This is a genomic window from Variovorax fucosicus, from assembly GCF_030316825.1.
GTDB lineage: Bacteria > Pseudomonadota > Gammaproteobacteria > Burkholderiales > Burkholderiaceae_C > Variovorax > Variovorax fucosicus.
The window spans coordinates 1,550,996-1,573,947 of the sequence record NZ_JASZYU010000001.1; the positions used below are offsets into that span (position 1 = coordinate 1,550,996).

Below are 22,952 nucleotides of genomic sequence, written 5' to 3' on the forward strand. Positions count from 1 at the left end.
CGTCACAGCGGCGGCAATGGCCGCGAGGGCTTGCGCTCCCGCCGCGGCTTGCCCGCCGAACGCGCGCCGCCGCGTTCCGAGGCGCCCTCCTGCCCGAACGCCAGCGTGCTCCTGACGCGCTCCGCATCGCCGACCGGCACCGCGCCGCCTGCGGCCTTCTCCAGTTGTTCGACCATGCGCGCAATGCGGTCGGCCACGTTCTCGTTGGTGAGCTTTTCGCGGAACAGCTCGACCATGAGCGGAAACGCGAAGGGCGTGGGCCTTGCCAGTGACTGAACCACGAGTTGCTGCGTGCTGATGCGCGCCAGGCTCGCGCGCAGGCGGCTGATTTCCAGCTCTTGCGCGAGCAGCTCGGCCTCGGCCTGCAGCAGCAGCTTGTTCTGCGGGTCGTACTTTCGGAACACCTCCCAGAACAGCGAGGACGAGGCCTGCAGTTGCTTGTTGCTGCGCTTCTCGCCCGGGTAGCCCTGAAAGATCAGGCCCGACACGCGCGCGATCTCGCGGAAGCGGCGCTGCGCGAGTTCGCCGGCGTTCAGGCTTTGCAGCACCTCGTGCAGCAGCGTCGCTTCATCGCGCGCCGCCAGCACCTGCGGCAACAGTGTTGGCCAGTCGACTTCGGTGGCGCTCAGCAGTTCGAAGCCGTAGTCGTTGACCGCGATCGAGAAGGTGCGCGGGGCGTGCTGCGCGACGCGCCAGGCGATCAGGCTGGCAAGGCCGAGGTGCACGTGGCGGCCGGCGAACGGGTAGAGAAAAAGGTGCCAGCCTTCGCGCGTCTTGAGCAGCTCGGCCAGCAGCGTTTTTGGTGTCGGCAGTGCCGACCACTGCTGCTGGATCTCGAGCAGCGGGCGCACGCACTGCAACTCGGGTGAGTCGTAGCGGCCCGCGCCGGCCAGCGCAAGCTGCTGCACCACCGCATCGGCCAGCGTGGTCGACAGCGGCATGCGGCCACCGTTCCAGCGCGGCACGGCTGGCCGCTTGCCGCTGGCGCGCCGCACCCAGGCCGTCATCTCGCGGATCCGCACGAGTTCGAGCAGCCGGCCGCCGAACAGGAAGCAGTCGCCCGGCTTCATGCGCGCGGCAAAGCTCTCTTCCACCGAGCCGAGCTTCGCGCCACCGACGTACTGCACCGCCATGCTCGCGTCGCTCACGATGGTGCCGATGTTCATGCGGTGGCGCCGCGCGAGCCGGGCATCGGGCACGCGCCACACGCCTTCGGCATCGGGCACGGCGCGCCGGTAGTCGGGGTATGCCGCAAGCGACGGGCCGCCCTGCGCCACGAACGACAGGCACCACTCCCAGCTCTCGCGGCCGAGGTGGGCATAGGCCGCGGTGCTGCGCACTTCTTCGTAGAGATCCTCGGGCCGGAAGCCACCGCCGAGCGCGACGGTGACCAGATGCTGCACCAGGACATCGAGCGGTTGCTCGGGCGAACTGCGCGCCTCGATGTGGCCGGCCGCAATCGCATCGCGCGCAGCCGCGCCCTCGACCATCTCGATGCTGTGCGTCGGCACGAGCGTGATGCGCGAGGGCCGGCCCGGCGCATGGCCCGATCGGCCGGCACGCTGCAGCAGCCGCGCGACACCCTTGGGCGACCCGATCTGCAGCACGCGCTCGACCGGCAGAAAATCCACGCCGAGATCGAGGCTCGACGTGCACACCACCGCGCGCAGCTCGCCGTTCTTGAGCCCTGCCTCGACCCATTCGCGCACCGCGCGGTCGAGCGAGCCGTGGTGCAGCGCGATGAGCCCGGCCCACTCTGGCTTCGCTTCGAGCATGGCCTGGTACCAGATCTCCGACTGCGAGCGCGTGTTGGTGAAGACCAGCGTGGTGCTGCTCTTGGCGATCTCTTCGATGACCTGCGGCAGCATCGTGAGGCCCAGATGCCCGCCCCACGGAAAGCGCTCGGCCCGGCCGGGCAGCAGCGAGTCGATGACGAGTTGCTTGGGCACCTGGCCCTGCACCATGACGCCATCGTCGCCGCCGAGCAGGGTGCGCATCGCCTCGGGCAGGTTGCCGAGGGTGGCCGACATGCCCCAGACACACAGGCCCGGGTTCCAGCGCCGCAATCGCGCCAGCGCCAGCTGCACCTGAACGCCGCGCTTGCTGCCCAGCAGCTCGTGCCACTCGTCGACCACCACCATCCGCACCGTGGCGAGCACGTCGCGCGCGTCAGCCCGCGAGAGCAGCACCGACAGGCTCTCGGGCGTGGTGACCAGCACGGTCGGCAGCCGCGCGTTCTGCGCACTGCGCTCGGCGCTGGAGGTGTCGCCGCTGCGCGCACCGGCCGACCAGTCGGGGGCGAGGGTTTCGAGCGGCTGCTGGAGCGCGCGCAGGGTGTCGGCGGCCAAGGCGCGCATGGGGGTGATCCACAGCACGGTGAGCGGCGGTGCGACCTTCTTCGCCGTGGCGCGCGCAGGCGCCTTCGGTGCCACGGCGAACGCCTTCAGCGCGCCGAGCCACACCGCGTAGGTCTTGCCCGCGCCCGTGGTCGCATGCAGCAAGCCCGAGTGGCCGTCGCCGATCGCCTTCCACACTTCGCGCTGGAACTTGAAGGGCTTCCAGCTGCGCGCCGCAAACCAGGCGAGCAGGTCAGCCTGCTTCATGTCGAGGCCGGCAACAACGCCGCCAGCGTCTCCAGCGTGTCCGCCTCCTCCACCGGCTTGTCTTCCCGCCAGCGCAGCATGCGCGGAAAGCGCACCGCGATGCCGCTCTTGTGGCGCGTGCTTCGGGCAATGCCTTCGAAGCCGAGTTCGAACACCAGCGTCGGCTTGACGCTGCGCACCGGGCCGAAGCTTTCGACGGTGGTCTTGCGGATCACGGCATCGACGCGGCTCATCTCTGCATCGGTGAGGCCGGAGTAGGCCTTGGCGAAGGGCACGAGCTTGCGGTCGGCCTGCGCCGGCGGGCCGTCCCACACGGCGAAGGTGTAGTCGCTGTACAGGCTGGCGCGGCGGCCATGGCCGCGTTGTGCGTAGATCAGCACCGCGTCAATGCTGAGCGGGTCGATCTTCCACTTCCACCAGGTGCCGACGTCCTTGGTGCGGCCTACGCCGTACGCGGCGCGGCGCTGCTTGAGCATCATCCCCTCGACGCCCATGGATCGCGCGGCCTCGCGCTGGCGTGACAAGTCACCCCAGCTGTCGCCGGTGAGCATGGGGCTTGCGATCAGTTGCGGGTGCTGCACCTGCGTGACCAGCTCGTCCAGCAACACGCGGCGCTCTTCCTGCGGCAGCGCGCGCAGGTCGCGGCCCTGCCATTCGAGCAGGTCGTAGGCGAGCAGCACGACCGGGATCTCGCGCAGCAGCTTGGGGCCGAGCGTCTTGCGGCCGATGCGGCGCTGCAGTTCGGCGAAGGGCTGCACGCGATCGTCTCTCCACACGACGATCTCGCCGTCGAGCACGGTGCCGTCGGGCAGCGCTTCGCCCATGGTCGCGAGTTCGGGGAAGCGGTCGGTCACGAGTTCTTCGCCGCGCGACCAGAGCCACACCTGCCCTGCGCGCCTGACCAGTTGCGCGCGGATGCCGTCCCACTTCCATTCGACGATCCAGTCGGCCGGTGGCCCGAGCAGCGCATCGAAGCGCTCGACCGGTTCGTTGAACGGGTGCGCCAGGAAGAACGGGTAAGGCTGGCCGCTGGTCTGCTGGTTCTGCTCGCCATCGCTTTCGGGGGCGATCAGCTTCGCGTAGTCGCTCGGGGTCGGCTGCCCGCCGATGTGGGTGTAGCCCATGAGGCGCTGCGCGACGCGCTTGGCGTCGATGCCGCCCACGGCCGCGAGCGCTTGCGTCACCTGCAGCTTCGACACGCCGACGCGGAAGGCGCCGGTGATGAGCTTGAAGTAGACCAGGCGCTCGTCGGGCGCGAGCTGGCGCCACTGCGCGCGCAGCGTGTCGGCCAACTCGTCGGGCGGTGTCTTGCGCAATGGCAGCAGGTGCTGCTCGACCCACGCGGCAAGCCCCCGGTCGTGCTGCTCGGTTGGAGGCGGCAGCAGCAACGCGATGGTCTCGGCCAGGTCGCCGACCGCCTCGTAGCTCTCGTCGAACAGCCATTCGGGCAGGCCGGCTGCTTCCTGCGCCAGCAGGCGCAGCAGCTTGGTCGGCACCAGCTGGCGCGGCTTGCCGCCGGCGAGGAAGTAGACGGCCCAGGCGGCGTCTTGGGGTGCTGTGCTGTGCAGGTAGCGCTGCAGCGCCGCCTGCTTGGCCAGGCTCGACGTGGTCGCATCGAGTTCGCGGTACAGCGCGGCGAAGGCTTTCATGAATTTGCTCCTTCCCCTTCCGGGGGAAGGTTGGGATGGGGGTCTTCGTCGACCGCCGCAGGCCCCCTCCCCTGCCCTCCCCCGGTAGGGGAGGGAGCAACATCCGCCACGTCTTCGTCGCCATACTCGGTCTTGAAGCCCTGCGCCTCCAGCCCGTTCTCGGTGAGCCAGCGCACCAGCACTGCGACGCTGCCGTGCGTCACCAGCACGCGCCCGGCGCCGGTGCCGGCAATGGCTTGCTGCAGCCCCGGCCAATCGGCATGGTCGCTCATGACAAAGCCGCGGTCGACGCCGCGTCGGCGGCGCGTGCCGCGCAGTTGCATCCAGCCGCTGGCGAACGCATCCGCATAGTTGCCGAAGCGGCGCATCCACGGCGTGCCCTGCGCCGAGGGCGGCGCCAGCACGAGCGCACGTTGCAGCGTCCGGGCGTCGACGCCTGGATCGGTCACGCGCAGCGTCGCCGGCAGCGCGACGCCGGCCGCGCGGTACACGGCATTGAGCGGCTCGACCGCGCCATGCACCACGATCGGCCCGATGCCGGCGTCGACGCCGTGCAGGATTCGCTGCGCCTTGCCGAAGGCATAGCAGAACAGCACCGATGCGCGCCCCTCTTCGGCATTGCGGCGCCACCAGTCGTTGATTTCGGCGAACAGCACGGCCTGCGTCGGCCAGCGGTAGATCGGCAGGCCGAAGGTCGATTCGGTGATGAAGGTGTCGCAGGGCACGGGCTCGAAGGGCGTGCAGGTGCCGTCGGGCTCGGTCTTGTAGTCGCCCGAAGCGACCCACACGCGGCCGCCATGCTCGAGCCGTACCTGCGCCGAGCCGAGCACATGCCCGGCCGGGTGCAGCGACACGCGCACGCCGTGGTGCTCGATGGCCTCGCCATAGGGCAGGGTCTGCAGGCGGATGTCGGCACCGAGCCGGGTGCGCAGCGTGCCGGCGCTGTCGGTGTGCGCGAGGTAGTGGCCGTGCCCGACGCGCGCGTGATCGGAGTGCGCATGCGTGATGACGGCACGCTCCACCGGCTTCCAGGGGTCGATGTAGAAGTCGCCGGCCGGGCAGTAGAGGCCTTCGGGCCTTGCTACGACCAGGTCGGCAGACATGCCTGAACTCAGCCCGTCCGGGTGCGGCACGCCGCGCGCACGATCCGGTGGGTCGGGTTGGGCTCGACATCGCGAAACAGCATCGGCCGCGGACTCGCCGCGTAGTCGGTCGTGTGGTGCGAGGTGCCCGTCCAGAAAGGCGCCAGGTAGTAGATCGCGTTCAGGTACTCGGCTTTTCCGGCACGGCAGTCGAACGCGACCTGCGACTCGTACGACCGATAGGGCACGCCGTCCCAGTTGACGCGATCGGCCGAGCGGCTGACGCGCACGTTCATGACCCTGCGGTCGACCGAGGTCGCCACGGCGACAGGGTCGACCTGTACCGTATTGACCGCCGGATCCTGCGGATTGCCGGTGACGGTGAACCAGTGGGTCTGGGCGAACGCCGGTGCGCCCACCGAACCGAGCAGCAGCAACACCAACAACGTCTTCACGTCGACTCCTTCAGCACCGATGCCGCCCCCTGCGACAAACATGGATGACTGTAACGTGCCGGCGGCGACGTGCAGCGGCCCTCAGCCCTTTGCCACTTCGTGCGACGCCATGAGCTCCAGCGCCTTGACCAGTGCCGAGTGGTCGAGCTGATCCCAGCCGTTGGCGGCGCAGGCCTGCATGAGCTGTGCCGCGTTGGCCGTCTGCGGCAGCGCCACGCCGATGGCCTTGGCGCCGGCCAGCGCCAGGTTCAGGTCTTTCTGGTGCAGCGCGATGCGAAAGCCCGGATTGAAGGTGCGCTTGATCATGCGTTCGCCATGCACTTCGAGAATGCGGCTCGATGCAAAGCCGCCCATCAGGGCCTGGCGCACCTTGGCCGGGTCGGCCCCTGCCTTGCTGGCGAACAGCAGGGCCTCGCCGACCGCCGCGATGTTGAGCGCCACGATGATCTGGTTGGCCACCTTGGTGGTCTGGCCGTCGCCGGTGCCGCCGACATGGGTGATGTTCTTGCCCATGCGCTCGAACAGGGGCCGGGCGCGCGCGAAAGCTTCTTCGGTGCCGCCGACCATGATGGTCAGGCTGGCGGCCTTGGCGCCCACTTCGCCGCCCGACACCGGGGCATCGAGGTAGTCGCAGCCCAGGTCGTTGATCTTCTTCGCGAAGGCCTTGGTCTCGATCGGCGAGATGCTGCTCATGTCGATGACGGTCTTGCCCTTCGAGAGGCCTTCGGCCACGCCGTCTGCGCCGAACAGCACGGCTTCGACATCGGGCGTGTCGGGCACCATCGTGATCACGATCTCGGCCCGTTGCGCAACCTCCTTGCCATTGGCGCAGGCGATGGCATTGCTGGCCGCGATCTCGGCGTTGACCTTGCTGCGCTTGACGTAGTAGAGCTGATGCCCCGCGTTGACCAGGTGCAGCGCCATGGGCGCGCCCATGATGCCGAGGCCGATGAATCCGATGTTCATTGCAGTGTCCTTTCAGTCGATGGAGAAGCCGGTTCCCGGCGCGGCGCGCACCGGGTTGTCGTTGTTCAGCGATCGAACGCCGGGCGTTTCGGATCGAACTTCCAGCCCGGCACGAGGTATTGCATGGCCGTGGCATCGTCGCGCGAACCCAGGCCGTGCTGTTTGTAGAGCTGGTGTGCCTTCTCGACCTCGGCCATGTCGAGTTCGACGCCGAGGCCGGGCTTCTTCGGCACTTGCACATGGCCATCGACGATCTGCAGCGGATCCCTGGTGAGGCGCTGGCCGTCCTGCCAGATCCAGTGCGTGTCGATCGCGGTCACGCGGCCGGGCGCCGCCGCACCGACGTGCGTGAACATCGCCAGCGACACGTCGAAATGGTTGTTGGAATGCGAGCCCCAGGTCAGGCCCCAGTCGCGGCATGTTTGCGCCACGCGCACCGAGCCGGCCATCGTCCAGAAATGCGGGTCAGCCAGCGGGATGTCGACCGACTGCAGCGCAAGCGCATGGCTCAGCTGGCGCCAGTCGGTCGCGATCATGTTGGTGGCCGTGGGCAGGCCGGTCGCGCGGCGGAATTCGGCCATCACTTCGCGGCCCGAGAAGCCGTCTTCGGCGCCGCACGGATCCTCGGCATAGGCGACCACGCCACGCATGTCGCGCATCAGGCGGATCGCATCCTTCAGCAGCCAGCCGCCGTTCGGGTCGAGCGTGACGCGGGCTTGCGGAAAGCGCTCGTGCAGCGCGACGATGGCCTCGACCTCCTCGTCGCCGCGCAGCACGCCGCCCTTGAGCTTGAAGTCGTTGAAGCCGTAGCGTTCGCGCGCCGCTTCGGCCAGTCGCACGATCGCCTCGGGCGTCATTGCGGCCTCGTGGCGCAGCCGGAACCAGTCGTTGTCGGCACCGGGGTCGCTGGCGTACGGCAGGTCGGTCCTGGCCTTGTCGCCCACGTAGAACAGGTAGCCGAGCATCTCGACCGCCTCGCGCTGCTGGCCTTCGCCGAGCAGCGCCGCCACCGGCACGCCGAGGTGCTGGCCGAGCAGGTCGAGCAGCGCCGACTCGATGGCGGTGACCGCGTGGATCGTGGTGCGCAGGTCGAAGGTCTGCTGGCCGCGCCCGCCGCTGTCGCGGTCGGCGAACTTGCTCTGCACTTCCTGCAGCAGGCGCTGCTGCGAGCCGAGCGGCTGGCCGACGATGAGGCCGCGCGCGTCTTCCAGCGTCTGCCGGATCTTCTCGCCTCCGGGCACCTCGCCCACGCCGGTGCGGCCGGCGCTGTCGGTCAGGATCAGGATGTTGCGCGTGAAGAAGGGGCCGTGCGCGCCGCTCAGGTTGAGCAGCATGCTGTCGCGGCCGGCGACGGGGATCACGCGCAGTTCGGTGATGAGGGGGGTGGAGGATGAGGAAGAAGCGGTCATGGTCAGGTTGTTCTGAAAGGGGGCGGAGGCGCGTTCAATCCGCCGTGATCTTGCCGGTCTCGATGACCTTTTTCCAGCGCGCATATTCCTTGGCCTGGAACGCGGCGAACTGTTCCGGCGTGTTGGCCACCACCTCGAGGCCGATGTCGGTGAACTGCTGCTTGATGGCCGGGTCGTTCAGGGCGGCGACGATCGCGCTGCTCGCCTTGGCGCGCACGTCGGCCGGCAGGCCCTTCGGCGCCACCACGGCCTGCCACGAATAGACCTCGACGTTCTTCACGCCGGCCTCGGCGAGCGTGGGCACGTCGGGCAGCACCGGCGAGCGCTTGGCGCCCGTGACCGCCAGCGCCTTGAGCTTGCCGGCCTTGATGTTCTGCACCACCGCGTTGACGTTCTGGAACGAGCCGTCGACCTGGCCTCCGAGCAGGTCGGTCATGGCCGGGGCACCGCCCTTGTAGGGCACGTGCAGGCCGGTTGTGCCGGTCTGCTGCCAGAAGAGTTCAGCCGTCAGGTGGTCGCTGGAGCCGTTGCCCGACGACGCGAAGGTCATCTTGCCGGGGTTCTTTTTCTCGAACGCGATCACGTCGGCCACATCCTTGTGCGGCGAGTTGGCCGGCACCACGAGCACGTTGGGCGCCTGCACGGCCACGGTGATGAAGTCGAAGTCTTTGAGCGCGTCGTACTGCATGCCCTTGATCAGGTGCGGCGCGATCACCAGCGGCCCGAGCGAGGTGACCAGGAAGGTGCTGCCGTCGGGCGCCGCGCGCTTGACCTGCGTGGCGCCGATGGTGCCGGTGGCGCCGGCCTTGTTGTCGACCAGGAAGGGCTGGCCGAGCGTGGCCGCGAGCTTGGTGCCGATGGCCCGGCCCACCATGTCGGTGGAACCGCCGGCCGGGAACGGCACGATCAGCGTGACGGGCTTGGACGGCCAGGATTGGGCCCAGGCGGCGGAGGTGGCGGCGAGGCCGAGCGCGAGGCTGGCGATGAGTCGTTTCATGGGTGTCTCCAAATGTGGGCGCCATGCGGTAGCGCTACCAGAATGATCTGGGCGCAATGATAGCGCTACCAAATGCCACGTCAAGCACCCAATCTAGGGGTTTATACGGATCAGGCGCTTTCGCGCGCCACGATCGAAAAGCCGATATCCACCACGCGCGGCGCCACCTCGCGCCCTTCGGCACGGTCGACGATGAACTGCGCCGCCTGGCGCCCGATGGCCATGCCGTCGATGCGCACCGTGGTGAGTGCCGGGTACAGGTCGGCAGAGAACGCCAGGTCGCCGAAACCGACCACCGCGAGTTGCGCGGGCACCGCGATGCCGCGCGCCTGCGCCTCGGTCATGACGCCGAGCGCCAGCAGATCCGAACTGCAGAACACGGCATCGGTGTCCGGCAGGCGCTGCAGCAGTTCGCCGAGCCCGGCGCGGCCGCTCTTCAGCGTGGTCGGCGCCGGCACCGTGACCACGGCAACCTCGCGCAGGCCCGCCGCCGCAGCCGCCTGGGAGAAGGCCTGCAGGCGGCGGGTCGAGCGCTCGTCGTCGCCCGCCACCACGGCGAGCCGGTGGCGGCCCCGGGCCAGCAGGAATTCGGCCACGGCGCGCCCCACCTCCGGATGCGAGAAGCCGACCAGCATGTCGATCGGCGTCGGCGTGAGATCCCAGGTTTCGACCACCGGGATGCCGGCCGCCAGCAGCCGCTTGCGCCCCTGTGCCGAATGCATGATGCCGGTGAGCACGATGCCGTCGGGCCGACGGCCGATGATGGTTTCGAGCAGCGCGTCCTCGCGCGAATCGACGTAGCCGCTCTGCCCCAGCATGAGCTGGTAGCCGTGTTCGGCCAGCGCTTCGGTGAGTGCCTGGACGGTTTGCAGGAACACCGGGCCCGCAATGGTGGGCACCACGGCGGCCACCAGCCGGCTGCGTGCCGAAGCCAGCCCGCCGGCCAGCCGGTTGCGCACGTAGCCGGTGCGGCCGACCGCGTCGGTCACCTTTTTCAGCACGTCGGGCGATACCTGCGACGGCGTGTTCAGGGCGCGTGATGCGGTGATCGGCGCCACCCCGGCGAGCCGGGCAACGTCGTGCAGCGTGACGGCGCCGCTGCCGCGGCGGGCGCGCCGTGCCGGAGTGGCGGGAGCGGTCATGCCGAAGATTCTAGCGACCCGGTAGCGCTACCGGGTGCACGGCGCACCGCAGTCCGCCGGCCGCATCGCGCCTACTTCGCCGGCCCTTTCGGCGCGTTCTTCATCATGTCGAGCATGTTCATCTTCGTGCCGTTCGACATGATCATGTCGCCGGGTTTCTGATCGGGCTTGCACGGGCCCAGCCATCGGGCCGCGATCACCGAAGCGCCGCCACTGCGGCCCATCATCGGCGGGTTGTAGGTCGAGGTCATTTCCATGCGGTAGGACGAGCTGAAGTCGCCGCTGATGACGCCGTGCGTGGTGGCAGTGGTGTTGCCGATCTTGCAGACCGAGTCGACCACCAGCTTGCCGCCTTCGGAGCGCATGTCCTGCCTGCTGCACATGCCCTGGCTCATGCCCATGCCCATCTCGCGCAGTGCCTTGTCGCTCGCCGCGTCGATGCATTGCTGGCTGACGAGCGGCCCCATCTTCTCGCTGCCCTTGGCATCGGTTTGCACCGAGGTTTCCCACAGGCCGGGCTTGCGCGGAGGGTAGTCCGCGGCCTGGCCGGCACCGGCGACGCTACCCAGGCAGAGGCTGCAGAACAGGGTGCGCCGAAGGCGCAGGCTCGCGAGGCGTTTCATGGCGGACATGCCACCTTTCTACTTGCTGCGCTGCGCGCGCGGAATAGCGCGATCGGCATACGCCGAGCCCCAGCAGAACAGCAGGCCGAGCAGCAGTCCGCCCGCCACGTCGATGGCCACATGCTGGCGAACCGCCATGGTCGAGTAGACGATGCCCACGGCCCACAAGACGTTGAGCGCCCGCACCCAGGCCGGCGCGCCAACCTCGCGCAACTGCCGCATCAGCACGGCGCAGGCGAACACCGCGAAGGAAACGTGCAGCGACGGGAAGGCGTTGCCGGCCGCGTCGGTGGTCTTGAGAAAGTGGAGCGCCGGATGCAGCTCGCCATCGACCGGGAAGATCGGCACCGCGGTCGGCATAAACCAGAACACAGCCAGCGCGACGGCACTCATCAGCGCGGCATGGAGCGCGAAGGCCGTGAGTTCCCGCAGGTCCTTGGCAAACGCCGGTGGCAACGCCAGGTAGAGCCAGAGCGAGGCGTAGAGCGGCAGCGCCGCCACGCGCAGTTCGAGCCACCGGTCGAGCGGCGTGAGCGGCAGCACCCAGGCGTGGGGCAGCGCGCGCGACATGACCCCGAAATACAGCACGAAGAAGCCGGCCGTCGCAACGCTGTTGCCGACCAGCTTGAGGGCCCACAAGGTCGCGCAGCGCCGGCCGAGCGCGCCTTGCCAGGACGACTGCATCACCGGCGTCCGGGATTCACCAGGGCGTCCATTTCCGGTCGCTTGCCGCGGATGCGACAGTACGTTCGATGAAGCGCACACCGCGCGCGCCGTCTTCCACGCGCGGGTAATCGGCCGTGAACGGGTCGGTGCTTGGGGTGCCGTCGAGGTGGGCCCGGATGTCTGCCATGACGCCACCATACACGTTGGCGAAGGCTTCAATGAAACCCTCGGGATGGCCGGCCGGAATGCGGCTGGCGCGCTGGGCCGATGGGTGCAGCCAGGGCGAGCCGCGCGTGAGGATGCGCTTGGGCCCGTCGTGCGGCAGATGCGCGAGCTGGCTCGGCTGCTCCTGCCGCCATTCAAGCGTGCCGAGGGTGCCCGACACGCGCAGGCGCAGGTCGTTCTCGACGCCGGTGTTGATCTGCGATGCAACGAGCACGCCGCGTGCGCCGCCAGCGAAGCGCAGCAGCAGGCTGCCATCGTCGTCGAGCGCGCGCCCGGGCACCAGGCTGCTGAGATCGGCGCAAATGCTTTCGATCGCCAGGCCGGTCACGGTCGCGACCAGGTTCTCGGCATGCGAGCCGATGTCGCCGATGGCGCCGGCCGCCCCGCTGCGGGCCGGGTCGGTGCGCCAGTCGGCCTGCTTGTTGCCGCCGCCTTCGAGCTGGCTCGCGAGCCAGCCCTGGTTGTATTCGACGACGACCTTGCGAAGCTCGCCGAGTTCGCCGGCCTGCACCATGGCGCGGGCCTGCCGCACCATCGGATAGCCGGTGTAGTTGTAGGTCACGCCAAACACCGTGCCGCGCTGCTTCACCGCGGCGACCAGCGCATCGGCTTGCTCGCATGTATGAACCAGCGGCTTGTCGCAGACCACGTGGAAGCCGGCCTCGACGAAAGCCTGCGCCACCGGAAAGTGCACGTGGTTGGGCGTCACGATCGAGACGAAGTCGATGCGCTCGTGCACCGGCCGCTTCAGCTCGTCGGCCAAAAGGCCCGGCCAGTCGCCGTGGTTGCGGTCATCGGCGAGATACAGGTCGCGGCCCGACGCGCGCGCCTTGTCGGGACTCGACGAGAGCGCGCCAGCCACCAGCTCGGCCTGGCCGTCGAGCGCAATCGCCTTGCGGTGCACGGCCCCGATGAAGGCGTCGCGCCCGCCGCCCACCATGGCGTAGCGCAGCTTGCGGGAAGAAATAGGGATGCTCATTGATACCGCTCTGCTTTCAGTTCTCCGGGCTCTTCGCGGAACACCGCGGAACCGGCTCCGCCGGGCCGCAGGTGTTGCCCCCGGCAGGGGGAAGGCGCGCGCGACACGAAGTGCGCGCAGCCTGGGGGCGAGCAACAAGTCAGAACGGCGAATTGGGAAAGTAGAAGTCCTTGGCGTTTTCCTTGGTGATCAGCACCGAAGGAATGATCGTCGTCGCAGGCAGCTTCTCGCCCTTCAGCCGCGCCTCGGCGGTGAGCTTGATCGCGTCGTAGATGAACTTGGGCGAATAGCTCACGTCGGCGCCGATGCGCTTGTCCTTGCCGTCCATGATGGTCTTGACCATGCCCTTGGCGCCCGCGCCGCCGAAGATGATCTTGATGTCGTCGCGCTTGGCCTGCTCGATCGCCTTCAGCACACCCACGGCCATGTCGTCGTCGGCTGCCCAGATGGCGTCGATGTTCTTGAAGCGCGTGAGGTAGTCCTGCGTGACCTTGAACGCATCGTCGCGGTTCCAGTTGGCGTACTTGGCGTCCAGCAGCTTCACGTCGGGGCTGCCCTTGAGCACCGCATTGAAGGCGTCCATGCGCTCGTTGTCGAGCGTGGTCGCAATGCCGCGCAGCGCCACCACGTTGCCCTTGCCACCGAGTTGCTTGACGATGTATTCGGCCGGGATCTTGCCGAAGGCGGTGTTGTCGCCGGCCACATACGCGTCCTGTGCGCTGGTGTCGGTGAGGCCGCGGTCGACCACGGTGACATAGGCGCCCTTGGCCTTGACCTGTGCAACCGGCTTGGTCAGCGCGGCCGACTCGAACGGGAAGATCACGAGCGCGTTGATCTTGGTCACGGTGGTGAAGTCCTGCAGCTGGTTGGCCTGCTCGGGCGCGCCGCTGGCGGTCTTGATCGTGATCTTCAAGTCCTTGTGTTGCTTCTCCAGATCCTTCTTCGCCTGGTTGGCCCAGTAGTTGATGCCGCCCATGAAGCTGTGCGTGGCAGCCGGGATCGAAACCCCGAGGTTGACCTTCTCGGCAGCGAGCGCCGGCAGGCTGGCGAATGCAGCGGCCGCAACGGCCGTGAGTGCGATGCGACGTGTGAAAGTTGTCATGCTGGATGTCTCCTCTTGGTTGATGGAACTGGAACGGAAAGCTGAGTGGACGGCTGGTTCGTGGAACACCGCGGAACCGGCTCCGCCGGGCCGCTGGTGTTGCCCCCGCGAGGGGGTTGGCGAAGCGACACGAAGTGCGCGAAGCCTGGGGGCGAGCTCATCTTTTTCCGCGTTGAAGGAACGCGACGATGATGATCACGAAGCCCTGCACCGCCGCGTTGAGGTACACGCTGATGATGCTGGTGAGGTTCAGGATGTTGCTGATGACCGAGAGCAGGATCGCGCCGATCACGGTGCCGGTGATGCTGCCGGCGCCGCCCTTCAACGCGGTGCCGCCGACGATCACCGCAGCAATGGCTTCGAGCTCCCACAGCAGGCCGGTGGTCGGTGAAGCCGAACCGAGGCGCGGCACGTACAGCAACGTGGCGATGCCGACGCACACGCCGAGCAGCACGTAAGTGAGGATCTTCACGCGGTCGACGTCGACCGCCGCATAGCGCGCCACCTGCTCGTTGGAGCCGATCGCCTGCACGTAGCGCCCGTAGGCCGTGCGGTTCAGGATCACGCCGCCGATGATCGCGACGATCACGAACACCCACACCGGCACCGGAATGCCGGCAAGGCTCGCGTAGTACACCGGCGCATAGAGATCCGAAAGCTCGTTGTCGAGCGTGAGCGCGCCGCCGTCGGCAAAGTACGTGAGGTAGGCGCGAAAGATTCCGAGCGTGCCGAGCGTGACGATGAAGGGCTCGATGCGCCCCTTGGTGATCAGGAGGCCGTGCGCCAGCCCGAACATCGCCCCGAGCAGCACCGCCATGCCGGCACCGAGCAGCACGGCCAGCAGCGGCGAGCCCGTGGCGGGGCCGGCCCAGTTGATGAACATGATCACGCTGCCGGCGATCAGCGCCGCCATCGAGCCCACCGACAGGTCGATGCCACCGGAGATGATCACGAAGCACATGCCGACCGCGATGATGCCGATGAAGGCGGTGCGCGTGAGCACGTTCATCGCGTTGTCGACGGTGGCGAAATCGCCGTTGAGCAAGGTGCCGGCAATGCAGAGCAACACCAGGCCGATGACCGGGCCGAGGCCATGCAGGCGCTCGGTCCAGCGCGGCTTGCTTTCGCTGCGGTGCTGCTGCTGTGCGGCCTCAGGCGACTGCGGGGATGCTGGCTGTTCCGGTGGCATGAGCGATGAGCTCCTCTTCGGTCAAATGGTCTGCATCCAGCGTGGTGACGAGCCGGCCTGCGCGCATCACCGCGACGCGGTGGCACAGGCCGATCAGTTCCATCAGCTCGGACGAGACGACGATCACGGCGAGCCCTTCGCGGGCCAGTCGCTGGATCAGGAAATAGATATCGCGCTTGGCGCCGACGTCGACGCCGCGCGTGGGCTCGTCGAGCACCACGATCTTCGGTTGCGGCTGCAGCACCTTGGCGAGCGCGAGCTTCTGCTGGTTGCCGCCGGAGAGCGACGAGGCTTTCACGTCGAGCGAGCCGGTGCGGATGCCGTAGTCCTTCACCGCTTCGGCCAGCGCGGCGCGTTCGGCTTCGGGCTTGAGCCACGGCTGTGCATAGCGCTCGAGGGCCATCAGGGTGAGGTTCTGGCGCAGCCCGAAGTTGACGTGCAGACCTTTGCCCTTGCGGTCTTCGCTCAGGTAGGTGAAGCCGTGCTTGGCAGCGTCGCGCGGGTTGCGCAGATGCGCCGCCTGGCCCAGCATCTGCACCTCGCCGCTCGCGGGGCGCAGGCCCATCAGGCCTTCGAACAGCTCGGTGCGGCCGGCGCCGACCAGCCCCGCGAAGCCGAGGATTTCGCCCGCATGCACTTCGAAGCTCGCGTCCTGCGCCCAGCCCGGCACGCTGAAGTGGCGCACCTGCAGGGCCGGCGCGCTGCCGACGACGACCAGGTCGCGCGGCGGGTAGAGGTCGGCCAGTTCGCGACCCACCATCAGATTGGCCATCTGCTGGCGCGTGAGTTCGGCCGTGGGTGCGCGCGTGACGAAGCGGCCGTCGCGCATGACGAGCACGTCGTCGGTCACCTGCTCCACTTCGTCGAGCTTGTGCGAGATGTAGACGATGGTCACGCCGTCGGCGCGCAGCTGCGCAATGAGCCGGAAAAGCCGCTCGGTCTCGCCCGGCGTGAGCGTCGCAGTCGGCTCGTCCATGATGAGCAGCCGCGCATGGCGGGCAATGGCTTTCGCGATCTCCACGAGCTGCTTCTCCGCGACGATCAGGCGGCGCACCTTGGTGGTCGGGTCGATCTGCAGGCCGACCTGGGCGAGCGCCGCTGCGGCCTCGCGCTCCATCGCCTTGTCGTCGAGCCAGAAGCCCTTCTTCTTTTCATGGCCGAGGAAGATGTTCTGCGCGACGCTGAGGTCTTCCGCCAGGTTGAACTCCTGGTGGATCAGCACGATGCCGAGCGCCTCGGCATCGCGCGAGCTCGCAAAGTGCTGCACACTGCCGTTGATGCGCACGTTGCCCGCTGTCGGCTGCTCGTAGCCCGCGAGAATCTTCATCATCGTGGACTTGCCGGCGCCGTTCTCGCCGAGCAGACCGTAGACGCGGCCGGGCTCGAGCGCGAAGCTCACGCCGTGCAGCACCTGCACCGGCCCGAAGGCCTTGACGATGTCGACGAACTCGACCGACACGCTGGGCTTGGTGCTCATGGCGCGATGCCTCTCACCTTGAGTGTTTCGTGCATGGCGAGCACGCCCGCACCGACCAGCCCGCCCTGCGCGCCGAGCGGCGCGTACTGGATCTCCAGATGCCGCGTCGACAGCGCCAGCGAGCGCTGGTAGACGCTTTGCCGCACCGCCGCCAGGAACAGCGGCCCGATGCGCGTGATGCCGCCGCCGATGAACACGTGCGACGGGTTGAAGAAGTTGACCACCGACGCCAGCATCTGGCCGATCAGGTTGCCGGCGTGCTGGATGATGCCGTTGGCCGCGGCGTCGCCGGCGCGGCTGGCTTCGCCGACATCGATCGCGTCGATGCGGCCGCGCGTGCGCAGGTACTCTGCCAGCGCGGCGCTCTGGCCCGCTTCGGCCGCCTCGGTGGCCATGCGCGTGATCGCAGGCCCGGCCGCCATCGCCTCGACACAGCCGAGGTTGCCGCAGCGGCAGCGCGGGCCCTCCTGGTCGACGCAGATGTGGCCCACGTCGCCGGCCGAGCCGGCCGCGCCGCGGTAGACCTCGCCGTGGCAGACGATGCCGCATCCGATGCCGGTGCCGACCTTGATCACGAGAAAGTTGCTGAGCGAGCGCCGCAGGCGCCAGAGCTCGCCAAGCGCCATGAGGTTCACGTCGTTGTCGACGAACACCGGCGCTGCATAGTCCTCGCGCAGGTAGTCGCGGATCGAGAAGCTGTCCCAGGCCGGCATCAGCGGCGGATTGACGAGCTGCCCGCCGGCAAAGTCGACCGGGCCCGGCACGCCGATGCCGATACCGATCACATCCCGGGCGGCAAAGCCGCACCGGGCCAGCAGTTCGCGCATCAGCGCGCCCACGCGGGCCAGCACCACACCTGGACCCTGGCGCACATCGGCCGGTTCCGCATGCTGCGCGAGGCTTGTGAGATCTGGGCGCAGCACGGCCACGTCGAGGCTCGTCGCACCGATGTCGATGCCGATCAGGACGCCGAGCGCACCATGGAGCTGGAGATTCTCGGCGCGGCGTCCGCCCGAAGAAGGCTGCAAACCGGATTCGGCCAGCAGGCCCTGTTCCACCAGGCCGGCAATCAGGCCGTTGGCCTTGCTCTTGGAAAAGCCGAGCCGTTCGGCCATGCCGTGGCGCGAGCCGCCGGCCGACCAGAAGGTCGCTTCCAGCAACTGCATCTCATCGGCAGTGAGGCCGCTCCAGCGCGTCAAATGTTGTCTCCGTCTTGTGCACGGCCTCTCTGTGCCGCACGAAGGCGAATACTAGGTGCGCTGCTTCAGCCGGACAAGGCTCAACTTCGACCAAATTCAGACCGAAGCCACCTCCCAACACAATCGATGCGCCCAAAGAAAAGCCGCCCGAAGGCGGCTTTGATTCGTGGAACACCGCGGAACCGGCTCCGCCGGGCCGCTGGTGTTGCCCCCGGCAGGGGGTTGGCGTAGCGGACACGAAGTGCCGCGCAGCCTGGGGGCGAGCTACTTTTTTTGCCGGTACTTGCGCAAAGCAGCCAGTTGGGCGGCCATGACGGCCAGTTCCGACTGCGCCATCGCGATGTCGATGTCGGTCTTGGCGTTCTTGAGCGCTTCTTCCGCTGCAGCCTTGGCCTGGTTCGCCTTTTCGTCGTCGAGATCCTTGCCGCGGATGGCGGTGTCGGACAGCACGGTGACGGTGTTGGGCTGCACTTCGAGAATGCCGCCCGCCACGAACACGAACTCTTCGCCGCCGTCGGCCGTTTCGATGCGCACGGCGCCGGGGCGAATGCGCGTGATCAGCGGCGTGTGGCGCGGATAGATGCCGAGCTCGCCGGCTTCACCGGGCAGCGCGACGAACCTGGCTTCGCCCGAGAAGATCGACTCTTCCGCGCTGACCACGTCCACATGAATGGTGCCTGCCATGGTGATTCCTTTTTAAGAGACCTTCTTGGCCTTCTCGAACGCCTCGTCGATGCCGCCCACCATGTAGAACGCTTGTTCCGGCAGGTGGTCGGCTTCGCCGTTCACGATCATCTTGAAACCACGGATGGTTTCGGCCAGCGGCACGTACTTGCCGGGCGAGCCGGTGAACACTTCGGCCACGTGGAACGGCTGCGACAGGAAACGCTGGATCTTGCGGGCGCGGGCCACGGCGAGCTTGTCGTCGGGAGCCAGTTCGTCCATGCCCAGAATCGCGATGATGTCGCGCAGTTCCTTGTAGCGCTGCAGCGTGCCTTGCACGGCGCGGGCCACGTTGTAGTGCTCTTCGCCGACCACGTTCGGGTCGAGCTGACGCGAGGTCGAATCGAGCGGATCCACGGCGGGGTAGATGCCGAGCGAAGCGATGTCACGCGACAGCACCACGGTCGAGTCCAAGTGGGCGAAGGTGGTGGCGGGCGACGGGTCGGTCAAGTCATCGGCCGGCACGTAAACGGCCTGGATCGAGGTGATCGAGCCGACCTTGGTCGACGTGATCCGCTCTTGCAGGCGGCCCATTTCTTCGGCCAGCGTCGGCTGGTAGCCCACGGCGGAAGGCATGCGGCCCAGCAGCGCCGACACTTCGGTACCGGCCAGCGTGTAGCGGTAGATGTTGTCCACGAAGAACAGCACGTCACGGCCTTCGTCGCGGAACGACTCGGCGATGGTCAGGCCGGTCAGCGCCACGCGCAGGCGGTTGCCCGGGGGTTCGTTCATCTGGCCGTAGACCATGGCCACCTTCGAGTCCTCGAGCTTCTCGAGGTTCACGACGCCGGAGTCGGCCATCTCGTGATAGAAGTCGTTGCCTTCGCGGGTACGTTCACCCACACCGGCGAACACCGACAGCCCCGAGTGGGCCTTGGCGATGTTGTTGATGAGTTCCATCATGTTCACGGTCTTGCCCACGCCGGCGCCGCCGAACAGGCCCACCTTGCCGCCCTTGGCGAACGGGCACACCAGGTCGATCACCTTGATACCGGTTTCCAGCAGGTCTTGCGAAGGCGACAGCTCGTCGTAGGCCGGGGCCTTGCGGTGGATCGAGGCGGTCAAGGTCTGGTCGACCGGACCGCGTTCGTCGATCGGCGCACCCAGCACGTCCATGATGCGGCCGAGGGTGGCCTTGCCGACGGGCACCGTGATCGGCGCTTGCGTGTTGGTCACGATCAGGCCGCGGCGCAGGCCGTCCGACGAGCCGAGCGCAATGGTACGCACGACGCCGTCACCGAGCTGCTGCTGCACCTCGAGCGTCAGCGCGCTGCCTTCGAACTTGAGCGCGTCGTAGATCTTCGGCATCTGGTCGCGCGGAAATTCCACGTCGACCACGGCGCCGATACATTGAACGATCTTGCCTTGCACTGCGTTTGCTTGAGCCATGTGTGCTCCGATAAAAGGTTGTTTGTAGGGGGACGACCGTGAAACTGGCTTACACGCCCGCGGCTGCTGCCGCGCCCGAGACGATCTCGGAGAGTTCCTTGGTGATGCCGGCCTGACGGGTCTTGTTGTAGACCAGCTTGAGTTCGTCGATCACGTTGCCGGCGTTGTCGGTGGCGGCCTTCATCGCGACCATGCGCGCGGAATGCTCGGACGCCATGTTCTCGGCCACCGCCTGGTACACCAGCGATTCGACATAGCGCACCAGCAGCTCGTCGATCACGCTTTGCGCATCGGGCTCGTAGATGTAGTCCCACGAGTGCGCGCCCGGCTCGGTCTGCAGCGATTCGGCGGCCAGCGGCAGCAGCTGCTCGACCATCGGCTCCTGCTTGATCGTGTTGATGAACTTGGTGTAGCACAGGTACACGGCAGACAGCTTGCCCTCGGCATAGGCGTCGAGCAGCGTCTTCACCGGGCCGATGAGCTTGTCGAGGTGCGGCGTGTCGCCCAGATGGGTGACATGCGCGACCACGCGGGCGCCGATGCGGTTCAGGAAGCCGAGGCCCTTGCTGCCGATGGCAACCGATTCGATCGCCATGCCGGCACTCTGTGCCTCGCGCAATTTGATCGTGACGGCGCGCAGCAGGTTGGTGTTCAAGCCACCGCACAAGCCTTTGTCGCTGGTCACGATGATGAACCCGACGCCCTTCGCCTCGTTCGTCTTCATGAACGCGTGCGTGTACTCCGGGTTCGCCTTGCCGAGGTTGGCCGCAATGTTGCGAATCTTCTCGCTGTAGGGGCGGGCCGCGCGCATGCGTTCCTGCGCCTTGCGCATCTTGGAAACCGAGACCATTTCCATGGCCTTGGTGATCTTCTTGGTGTTCTCCACCGATTTGATCTTGCCGCGGATTTCCTTACCAGCTGCCATAAGAGCTCCTTGGTCGGCCGATCAGGCGAACGACTTCTTGAACGACGTGATGGCGGCCGTCAACTCGGCTTCCGCTTCCTTGTCGAGCGCCTTGGCCTTCTCGATCTTGTCGAGCAGCGCAGCGTGGCTGGACTTCAGGAACTGGTGCAGGCCGTGCTCGAAGCTCAACACCTTCTTGATGTCGAGGTCGTCCATGAAGCCCTTGTTCACCGCGAACAGCGTGGCGCCCATCAGCGAGATCGGCAGCGGGCTGTACTGGGCTTGCTTGAGCAGTTCGGTCACGCGGGCACCGCGGTCGAGCTGCTTGCGGGTGGCTTCGTCGAGGTCGGAAGCGAACTGCGCGAACGCAGCCAGTTCACGGTACTGCGCCAGGTCGGTACGGATACCGCCGGACAGGCCCTTGATGATCTTGGTCTGGGCCGACGAACCCACGCGCGACACCGAGATACCGGCGTTGATGGCGGGGCGGATACCGGCGTTGAACAGGTTGGTTTCCAGGAAGATTTGGCCGTCGGTGATCGAGATCACGTTGGTCGGCACGAAAGCGGACACGTCGCCAGCTTGCGTTTCGATGATCGGGAGGGCCGTCAGCGAGCCGGTCTTGCCCTTGACTTCACCCTTGGTGAAGGCTTCGACGTAGTCGGCGTTCACGCGGGCTGCGCGCTCGAGCAGGCGGCTGTGGAGATAGAACACGTCGCCGGGGTAGGCTTCGCGGCCTGGCGGACGGCGCAGCAGCAGCGACACCTGGCGGTATGCGACGGCTTGCTTGGAGAGGTCGTCATAGACGATCAGCGCGTCTTCGCCGCGGTCGCGGAAGTACTCGCCCATCGTGCAGCCCGAGTAGGCCGACACGTACTGCATGGCGGCCGATTCCGAAGCGGAAGCAGCGACCACGATCGTGTAGTCCATGGCACCGGCTTGCTCCAGCGCGCGCACCACGTTCTTGATCGACGAAGCCTTCTGGCCGATGGCGACGTAGATACACGTCACGCCCTGGCCCTTCTGGTTGATGATCGCGTCGATAGCCACTGCCGTCTTGCCGGTCTGACGGTCGCCGATGATCAGCTCGCGCTGACCGCGGCCGATCGGCACCATCGAGTCGATCGACTTGAGGCCGGTTTGCAGCGGCTGGTCCACCGATTTACGGGCGATCACGCCCGGTGCGACCTTTTCGATCACGTCGGTCATCTTGGCGTTGATCGGGCCCTTGCCGTCGATCGGCTGGCCCAGCGCGTTCACCACGCGGCCGATGAGTTCGGGGCCGACCGGCACTTCCAGGATGCGGCCGGTGCACTTGACCGTGTCGCCTTCGGAGATGTGCTCGTATTCGCCCAGAATCACAGCGCCGACCGAGTCGCGCTCGAGGTTCAGCGCCAGGCCGAACGACGGCGTGCCGTCGGCGCTCGGCGGGAACTCGAGCATTTCGCCCTGCATCGCGTCCGACAGGCCGTGCACGCGCACGATGCCGTCGGTCACCGACACCACGGTGCCTTCGTTGCGGATATTGGCGCTGACGCCAAGACCTTCGATACGGCTCTTGATGAGTTCGGAAATTTCTGCGGGATTGAGTTGCATGACTCTTTCCTTCTTTCTTGGTAAGGGTAAGGGGCCGAGGGCTTACGCCGCCAGCGCAACTTTCATTTGTTCGAGGCGGGCCTTGACGGAGGTGTCGAGCACCTCGTCACCCACCGCCACGCGAACGCCACCGATCAACGAGGGATCGAGCTGAACCGACACCTGCAACTTGCGACCGAAGCGCTTTTCGAGCACGGCCGCGAGCGACGCGAGCGACGCGTCGTCGATCGGGAAGGCGCTGTACACCACCGCATCGGACGAGCCACGCTGGGCATTGGCCAGCAGGCGGAACTGCCGGGCAATCTCGGGCAGGGCCGCAAAGCGACCGTTTTCGAGCAGGGCCGACAGGAAGTTATTGGCCTGCGCGGGCAGCGTGCCACCCGCGACACCGGCGATCACGCCGAGCACCTGCTCGGGCGTGGCCTTCGGGTTGTCGGCGAACTGCTGCAGCTGCGGCTGGCCCGCGATCGCTGCAACCTGCTCCAGCCAGGCGCCAGCGCCCTGAAGGTCGGCCGCGGAAGCCTTGAACAAGGCCTCGGCGTAGGGGCGTGCAATGGTGGCGATTTCTGCCATGGTG

Annotated in this window: 20 protein-coding genes; all 20 read right to left on the bottom strand. The window is 67.4% G+C overall.

Annotated features, from left to right (window positions below; genetic code table 11):
- Positions 1–2 precede the first annotated feature (2 nt).
- The 20 genes from QTI05_RS07295 to QTI05_RS07390 all read right to left on the bottom strand — a co-directional run bounded on the left by QTI05_RS07295 (position 3) and on the right by QTI05_RS07390 (position 22,948).
- A complete protein-coding gene (locus tag QTI05_RS07295; protein WP_286623664.1) occupies positions 3–2,603 on the bottom strand; it encodes a ligase-associated DNA damage response DEXH box helicase in 2,601 nt (866 codons plus the stop codon).
- Positions 2,600–4,252: an ATP-dependent DNA ligase gene (locus QTI05_RS07300; protein ID WP_286623667.1), complete on the bottom strand. Its 1,653-nt coding sequence runs from the start codon at positions 4,250–4,252 to the stop codon at positions 2,600–2,602. The genes QTI05_RS07295 and QTI05_RS07300 overlap by 4 nt, the downstream gene beginning before the upstream one ends.
- Positions 4,249–5,355 carry a ligase-associated DNA damage response exonuclease gene (locus QTI05_RS07305; RefSeq protein ID WP_286541068.1) on the bottom strand — a complete coding sequence of 369 codons (1,107 nt, stop codon included), beginning with the start codon at positions 5,353–5,355 and terminating at the stop codon, positions 4,249–4,251. Before QTI05_RS07305 ends, QTI05_RS07300 begins: the two co-directional genes overlap by 4 nt.
- Before the next feature lie 8 nt (positions 5,356–5,363).
- Positions 5,364–5,789 carry a surface-adhesin E family protein gene (locus QTI05_RS07310; RefSeq protein WP_286541067.1) on the bottom strand — a complete coding sequence of 142 codons (426 nt, stop codon included), beginning with the start codon at positions 5,787–5,789 and terminating at the stop codon, positions 5,364–5,366.
- 81 nt (positions 5,790–5,870) lie between these two features.
- A complete protein-coding gene (locus tag QTI05_RS07315) occupies positions 5,871–6,755 on the bottom strand; it encodes a 2-hydroxy-3-oxopropionate reductase (protein WP_286623668.1) in 885 nt (294 codons plus the stop codon).
- 65 nt (positions 6,756–6,820) lie between these two features.
- A complete protein-coding gene (gene gudD / locus QTI05_RS07320) occupies positions 6,821–8,164 on the bottom strand; it encodes a glucarate dehydratase (RefSeq protein WP_286623670.1) in 1,344 nt (447 codons plus the stop codon).
- Between the two features lie 34 nt (positions 8,165–8,198).
- Positions 8,199–9,161, bottom strand: coding sequence for a Bug family tripartite tricarboxylate transporter substrate binding protein (locus tag QTI05_RS07325; RefSeq protein ID WP_286623672.1), 963 nt, complete (start codon positions 9,159–9,161; stop codon positions 8,199–8,201).
- Between the two features lie 110 nt (positions 9,162–9,271).
- On the bottom strand, positions 9,272–10,303 hold the full coding sequence (locus tag QTI05_RS07330; RefSeq protein WP_286623674.1) for a LacI family DNA-binding transcriptional regulator: 1,032 nt from the start codon (positions 10,301–10,303) through the stop codon (positions 9,272–9,274).
- Between the two features lie 71 nt (positions 10,304–10,374).
- Positions 10,375–10,935 (bottom strand): DUF3617 domain-containing protein, encoded by a 561-nt coding sequence (locus QTI05_RS07335; protein WP_286623676.1) that lies wholly within the window; start codon positions 10,933–10,935, stop codon positions 10,375–10,377.
- 9 nt (positions 10,936–10,944) lie between these two features.
- A complete protein-coding gene (locus QTI05_RS07340; protein WP_286541059.1) occupies positions 10,945–11,610 on the bottom strand; it encodes a phosphatase PAP2 family protein in 666 nt (221 codons plus the stop codon).
- Between the two features lie 16 nt (positions 11,611–11,626).
- Positions 11,627–12,796, bottom strand: coding sequence for a Gfo/Idh/MocA family protein (locus QTI05_RS07345; protein WP_286623677.1), 1,170 nt, complete (start codon positions 12,794–12,796; stop codon positions 11,627–11,629).
- Positions 12,797–12,935: 139 nt separating this feature from the next.
- Positions 12,936–13,898 carry a substrate-binding domain-containing protein gene (locus tag QTI05_RS07350; RefSeq protein ID WP_286541056.1) on the bottom strand — a complete coding sequence of 321 codons (963 nt, stop codon included), beginning with the start codon at positions 13,896–13,898 and terminating at the stop codon, positions 12,936–12,938.
- 157 nt (positions 13,899–14,055) lie between these two features.
- Positions 14,056–15,087, bottom strand: a complete 1,032-nt coding sequence (locus tag QTI05_RS07355; protein WP_286623679.1) for an ABC transporter permease — start codon at positions 15,085–15,087, stop codon at positions 14,056–14,058.
- The gene (locus QTI05_RS07360; RefSeq protein ID WP_286623681.1) at positions 15,050–16,564 is read right to left on the bottom strand and encodes a sugar ABC transporter ATP-binding protein; all 1,515 of its coding nucleotides are present in this window, start codon (positions 16,562–16,564) and stop codon (positions 15,050–15,052) included. The genes QTI05_RS07355 and QTI05_RS07360 overlap by 38 nt, the downstream gene beginning before the upstream one ends.
- Positions 16,561–17,730, bottom strand: coding sequence for an ROK family protein (locus tag QTI05_RS07365; protein ID WP_286624632.1), 1,170 nt, complete (start codon positions 17,728–17,730; stop codon positions 16,561–16,563). The genes QTI05_RS07360 and QTI05_RS07365 overlap by 4 nt, the downstream gene beginning before the upstream one ends.
- Positions 17,731–18,027: 297 nt before the next feature.
- Entirely contained in the window at positions 18,028–18,447 is a 420-nt protein-coding gene (locus tag QTI05_RS07370; protein WP_286541052.1) for a F0F1 ATP synthase subunit epsilon, read from the bottom strand.
- Positions 18,448–18,459: 12 nt separating this feature from the next.
- The gene (atpD, locus tag QTI05_RS07375) at positions 18,460–19,875 is read right to left on the bottom strand and encodes a F0F1 ATP synthase subunit beta (protein WP_286541051.1); all 1,416 of its coding nucleotides are present in this window, start codon (positions 19,873–19,875) and stop codon (positions 18,460–18,462) included.
- 49 nt (positions 19,876–19,924) lie between these two features.
- Entirely contained in the window at positions 19,925–20,800 is an 876-nt protein-coding gene (gene atpG, locus QTI05_RS07380; RefSeq protein ID WP_286541050.1) for a F0F1 ATP synthase subunit gamma, read from the bottom strand.
- A 21-nt stretch (positions 20,801–20,821) separates the two neighbouring features.
- A complete protein-coding gene (gene atpA, locus QTI05_RS07385; RefSeq protein ID WP_286623682.1) occupies positions 20,822–22,375 on the bottom strand; it encodes a F0F1 ATP synthase subunit alpha in 1,554 nt (517 codons plus the stop codon).
- Positions 22,376–22,417: 42 nt separating this feature from the next.
- Complete coding sequence (locus QTI05_RS07390; RefSeq protein ID WP_286623684.1) at positions 22,418–22,948, bottom strand: F0F1 ATP synthase subunit delta; 531 nt, start codon at positions 22,946–22,948, stop codon at positions 22,418–22,420.
- Positions 22,949–22,952: the final 4 nt, after the last annotated feature.

Coding starts and splice junctions, on each gene's coding strand:
- QTI05_RS07325 (WP_286623672.1), bottom strand. CDS start 9,161: ATGAAACGACTCATCGCCAGCCTCGCGCTCGGCCTCGCCGCCACCTCC.
- QTI05_RS07360 (WP_286623681.1), bottom strand. CDS start 16,564: ATGAGCACCAAGCCCAGCGTGTCGGTCGAGTTCGTCGACATCGTCAAG.
- QTI05_RS07370 (WP_286541052.1), bottom strand. CDS start 18,447: ATGGCAGGCACCATTCATGTGGACGTGGTCAGCGCGGAAGAGTCGATC.
- QTI05_RS07300 (WP_286623667.1), bottom strand. CDS start 4,252: ATGAAAGCCTTCGCCGCGCTGTACCGCGAACTCGATGCGACCACGTCG.
- QTI05_RS07295 (WP_286623664.1), bottom strand. CDS start 2,603: ATGAAGCAGGCTGACCTGCTCGCCTGGTTTGCGGCGCGCAGCTGGAAG.
- QTI05_RS07355 (WP_286623679.1), bottom strand. CDS start 15,087: ATGCCACCGGAACAGCCAGCATCCCCGCAGTCGCCTGAGGCCGCACAG.
- atpG (WP_286541050.1), bottom strand. CDS start 20,800: ATGGCAGCTGGTAAGGAAATCCGCGGCAAGATCAAATCGGTGGAGAAC.
- QTI05_RS07365 (WP_286624632.1), bottom strand. CDS start 17,730: ATGCAGTTGCTGGAAGCGACCTTCTGGTCGGCCGGCGGCTCGCGCCAC.
- QTI05_RS07390 (WP_286623684.1), bottom strand. CDS start 22,948: ATGGCAGAAATCGCCACCATTGCACGCCCCTACGCCGAGGCCTTGTTC.
- QTI05_RS07345 (WP_286623677.1), bottom strand. CDS start 12,796: ATGAGCATCCCTATTTCTTCCCGCAAGCTGCGCTACGCCATGGTGGGC.
- atpA (WP_286623682.1), bottom strand. CDS start 22,375: ATGCAACTCAATCCCGCAGAAATTTCCGAACTCATCAAGAGCCGTATC.
- gudD (WP_286623670.1), bottom strand. CDS start 8,164: ATGACCGCTTCTTCCTCATCCTCCACCCCCCTCATCACCGAACTGCGC.
- QTI05_RS07315 (WP_286623668.1), bottom strand. CDS start 6,755: ATGAACATCGGATTCATCGGCCTCGGCATCATGGGCGCGCCCATGGCG.
- QTI05_RS07340 (WP_286541059.1), bottom strand. CDS start 11,610: ATGCAGTCGTCCTGGCAAGGCGCGCTCGGCCGGCGCTGCGCGACCTTG.
- atpD (WP_286541051.1), bottom strand. CDS start 19,875: ATGGCTCAAGCAAACGCAGTGCAAGGCAAGATCGTTCAATGTATCGGC.
- QTI05_RS07335 (WP_286623676.1), bottom strand. CDS start 10,935: ATGTCCGCCATGAAACGCCTCGCGAGCCTGCGCCTTCGGCGCACCCTG.
- QTI05_RS07305 (WP_286541068.1), bottom strand. CDS start 5,355: ATGTCTGCCGACCTGGTCGTAGCAAGGCCCGAAGGCCTCTACTGCCCG.
- QTI05_RS07350 (WP_286541056.1), bottom strand. CDS start 13,898: ATGACAACTTTCACACGTCGCATCGCACTCACGGCCGTTGCGGCCGCT.
- QTI05_RS07330 (WP_286623674.1), bottom strand. CDS start 10,303: ATGACCGCTCCCGCCACTCCGGCACGGCGCGCCCGCCGCGGCAGCGGC.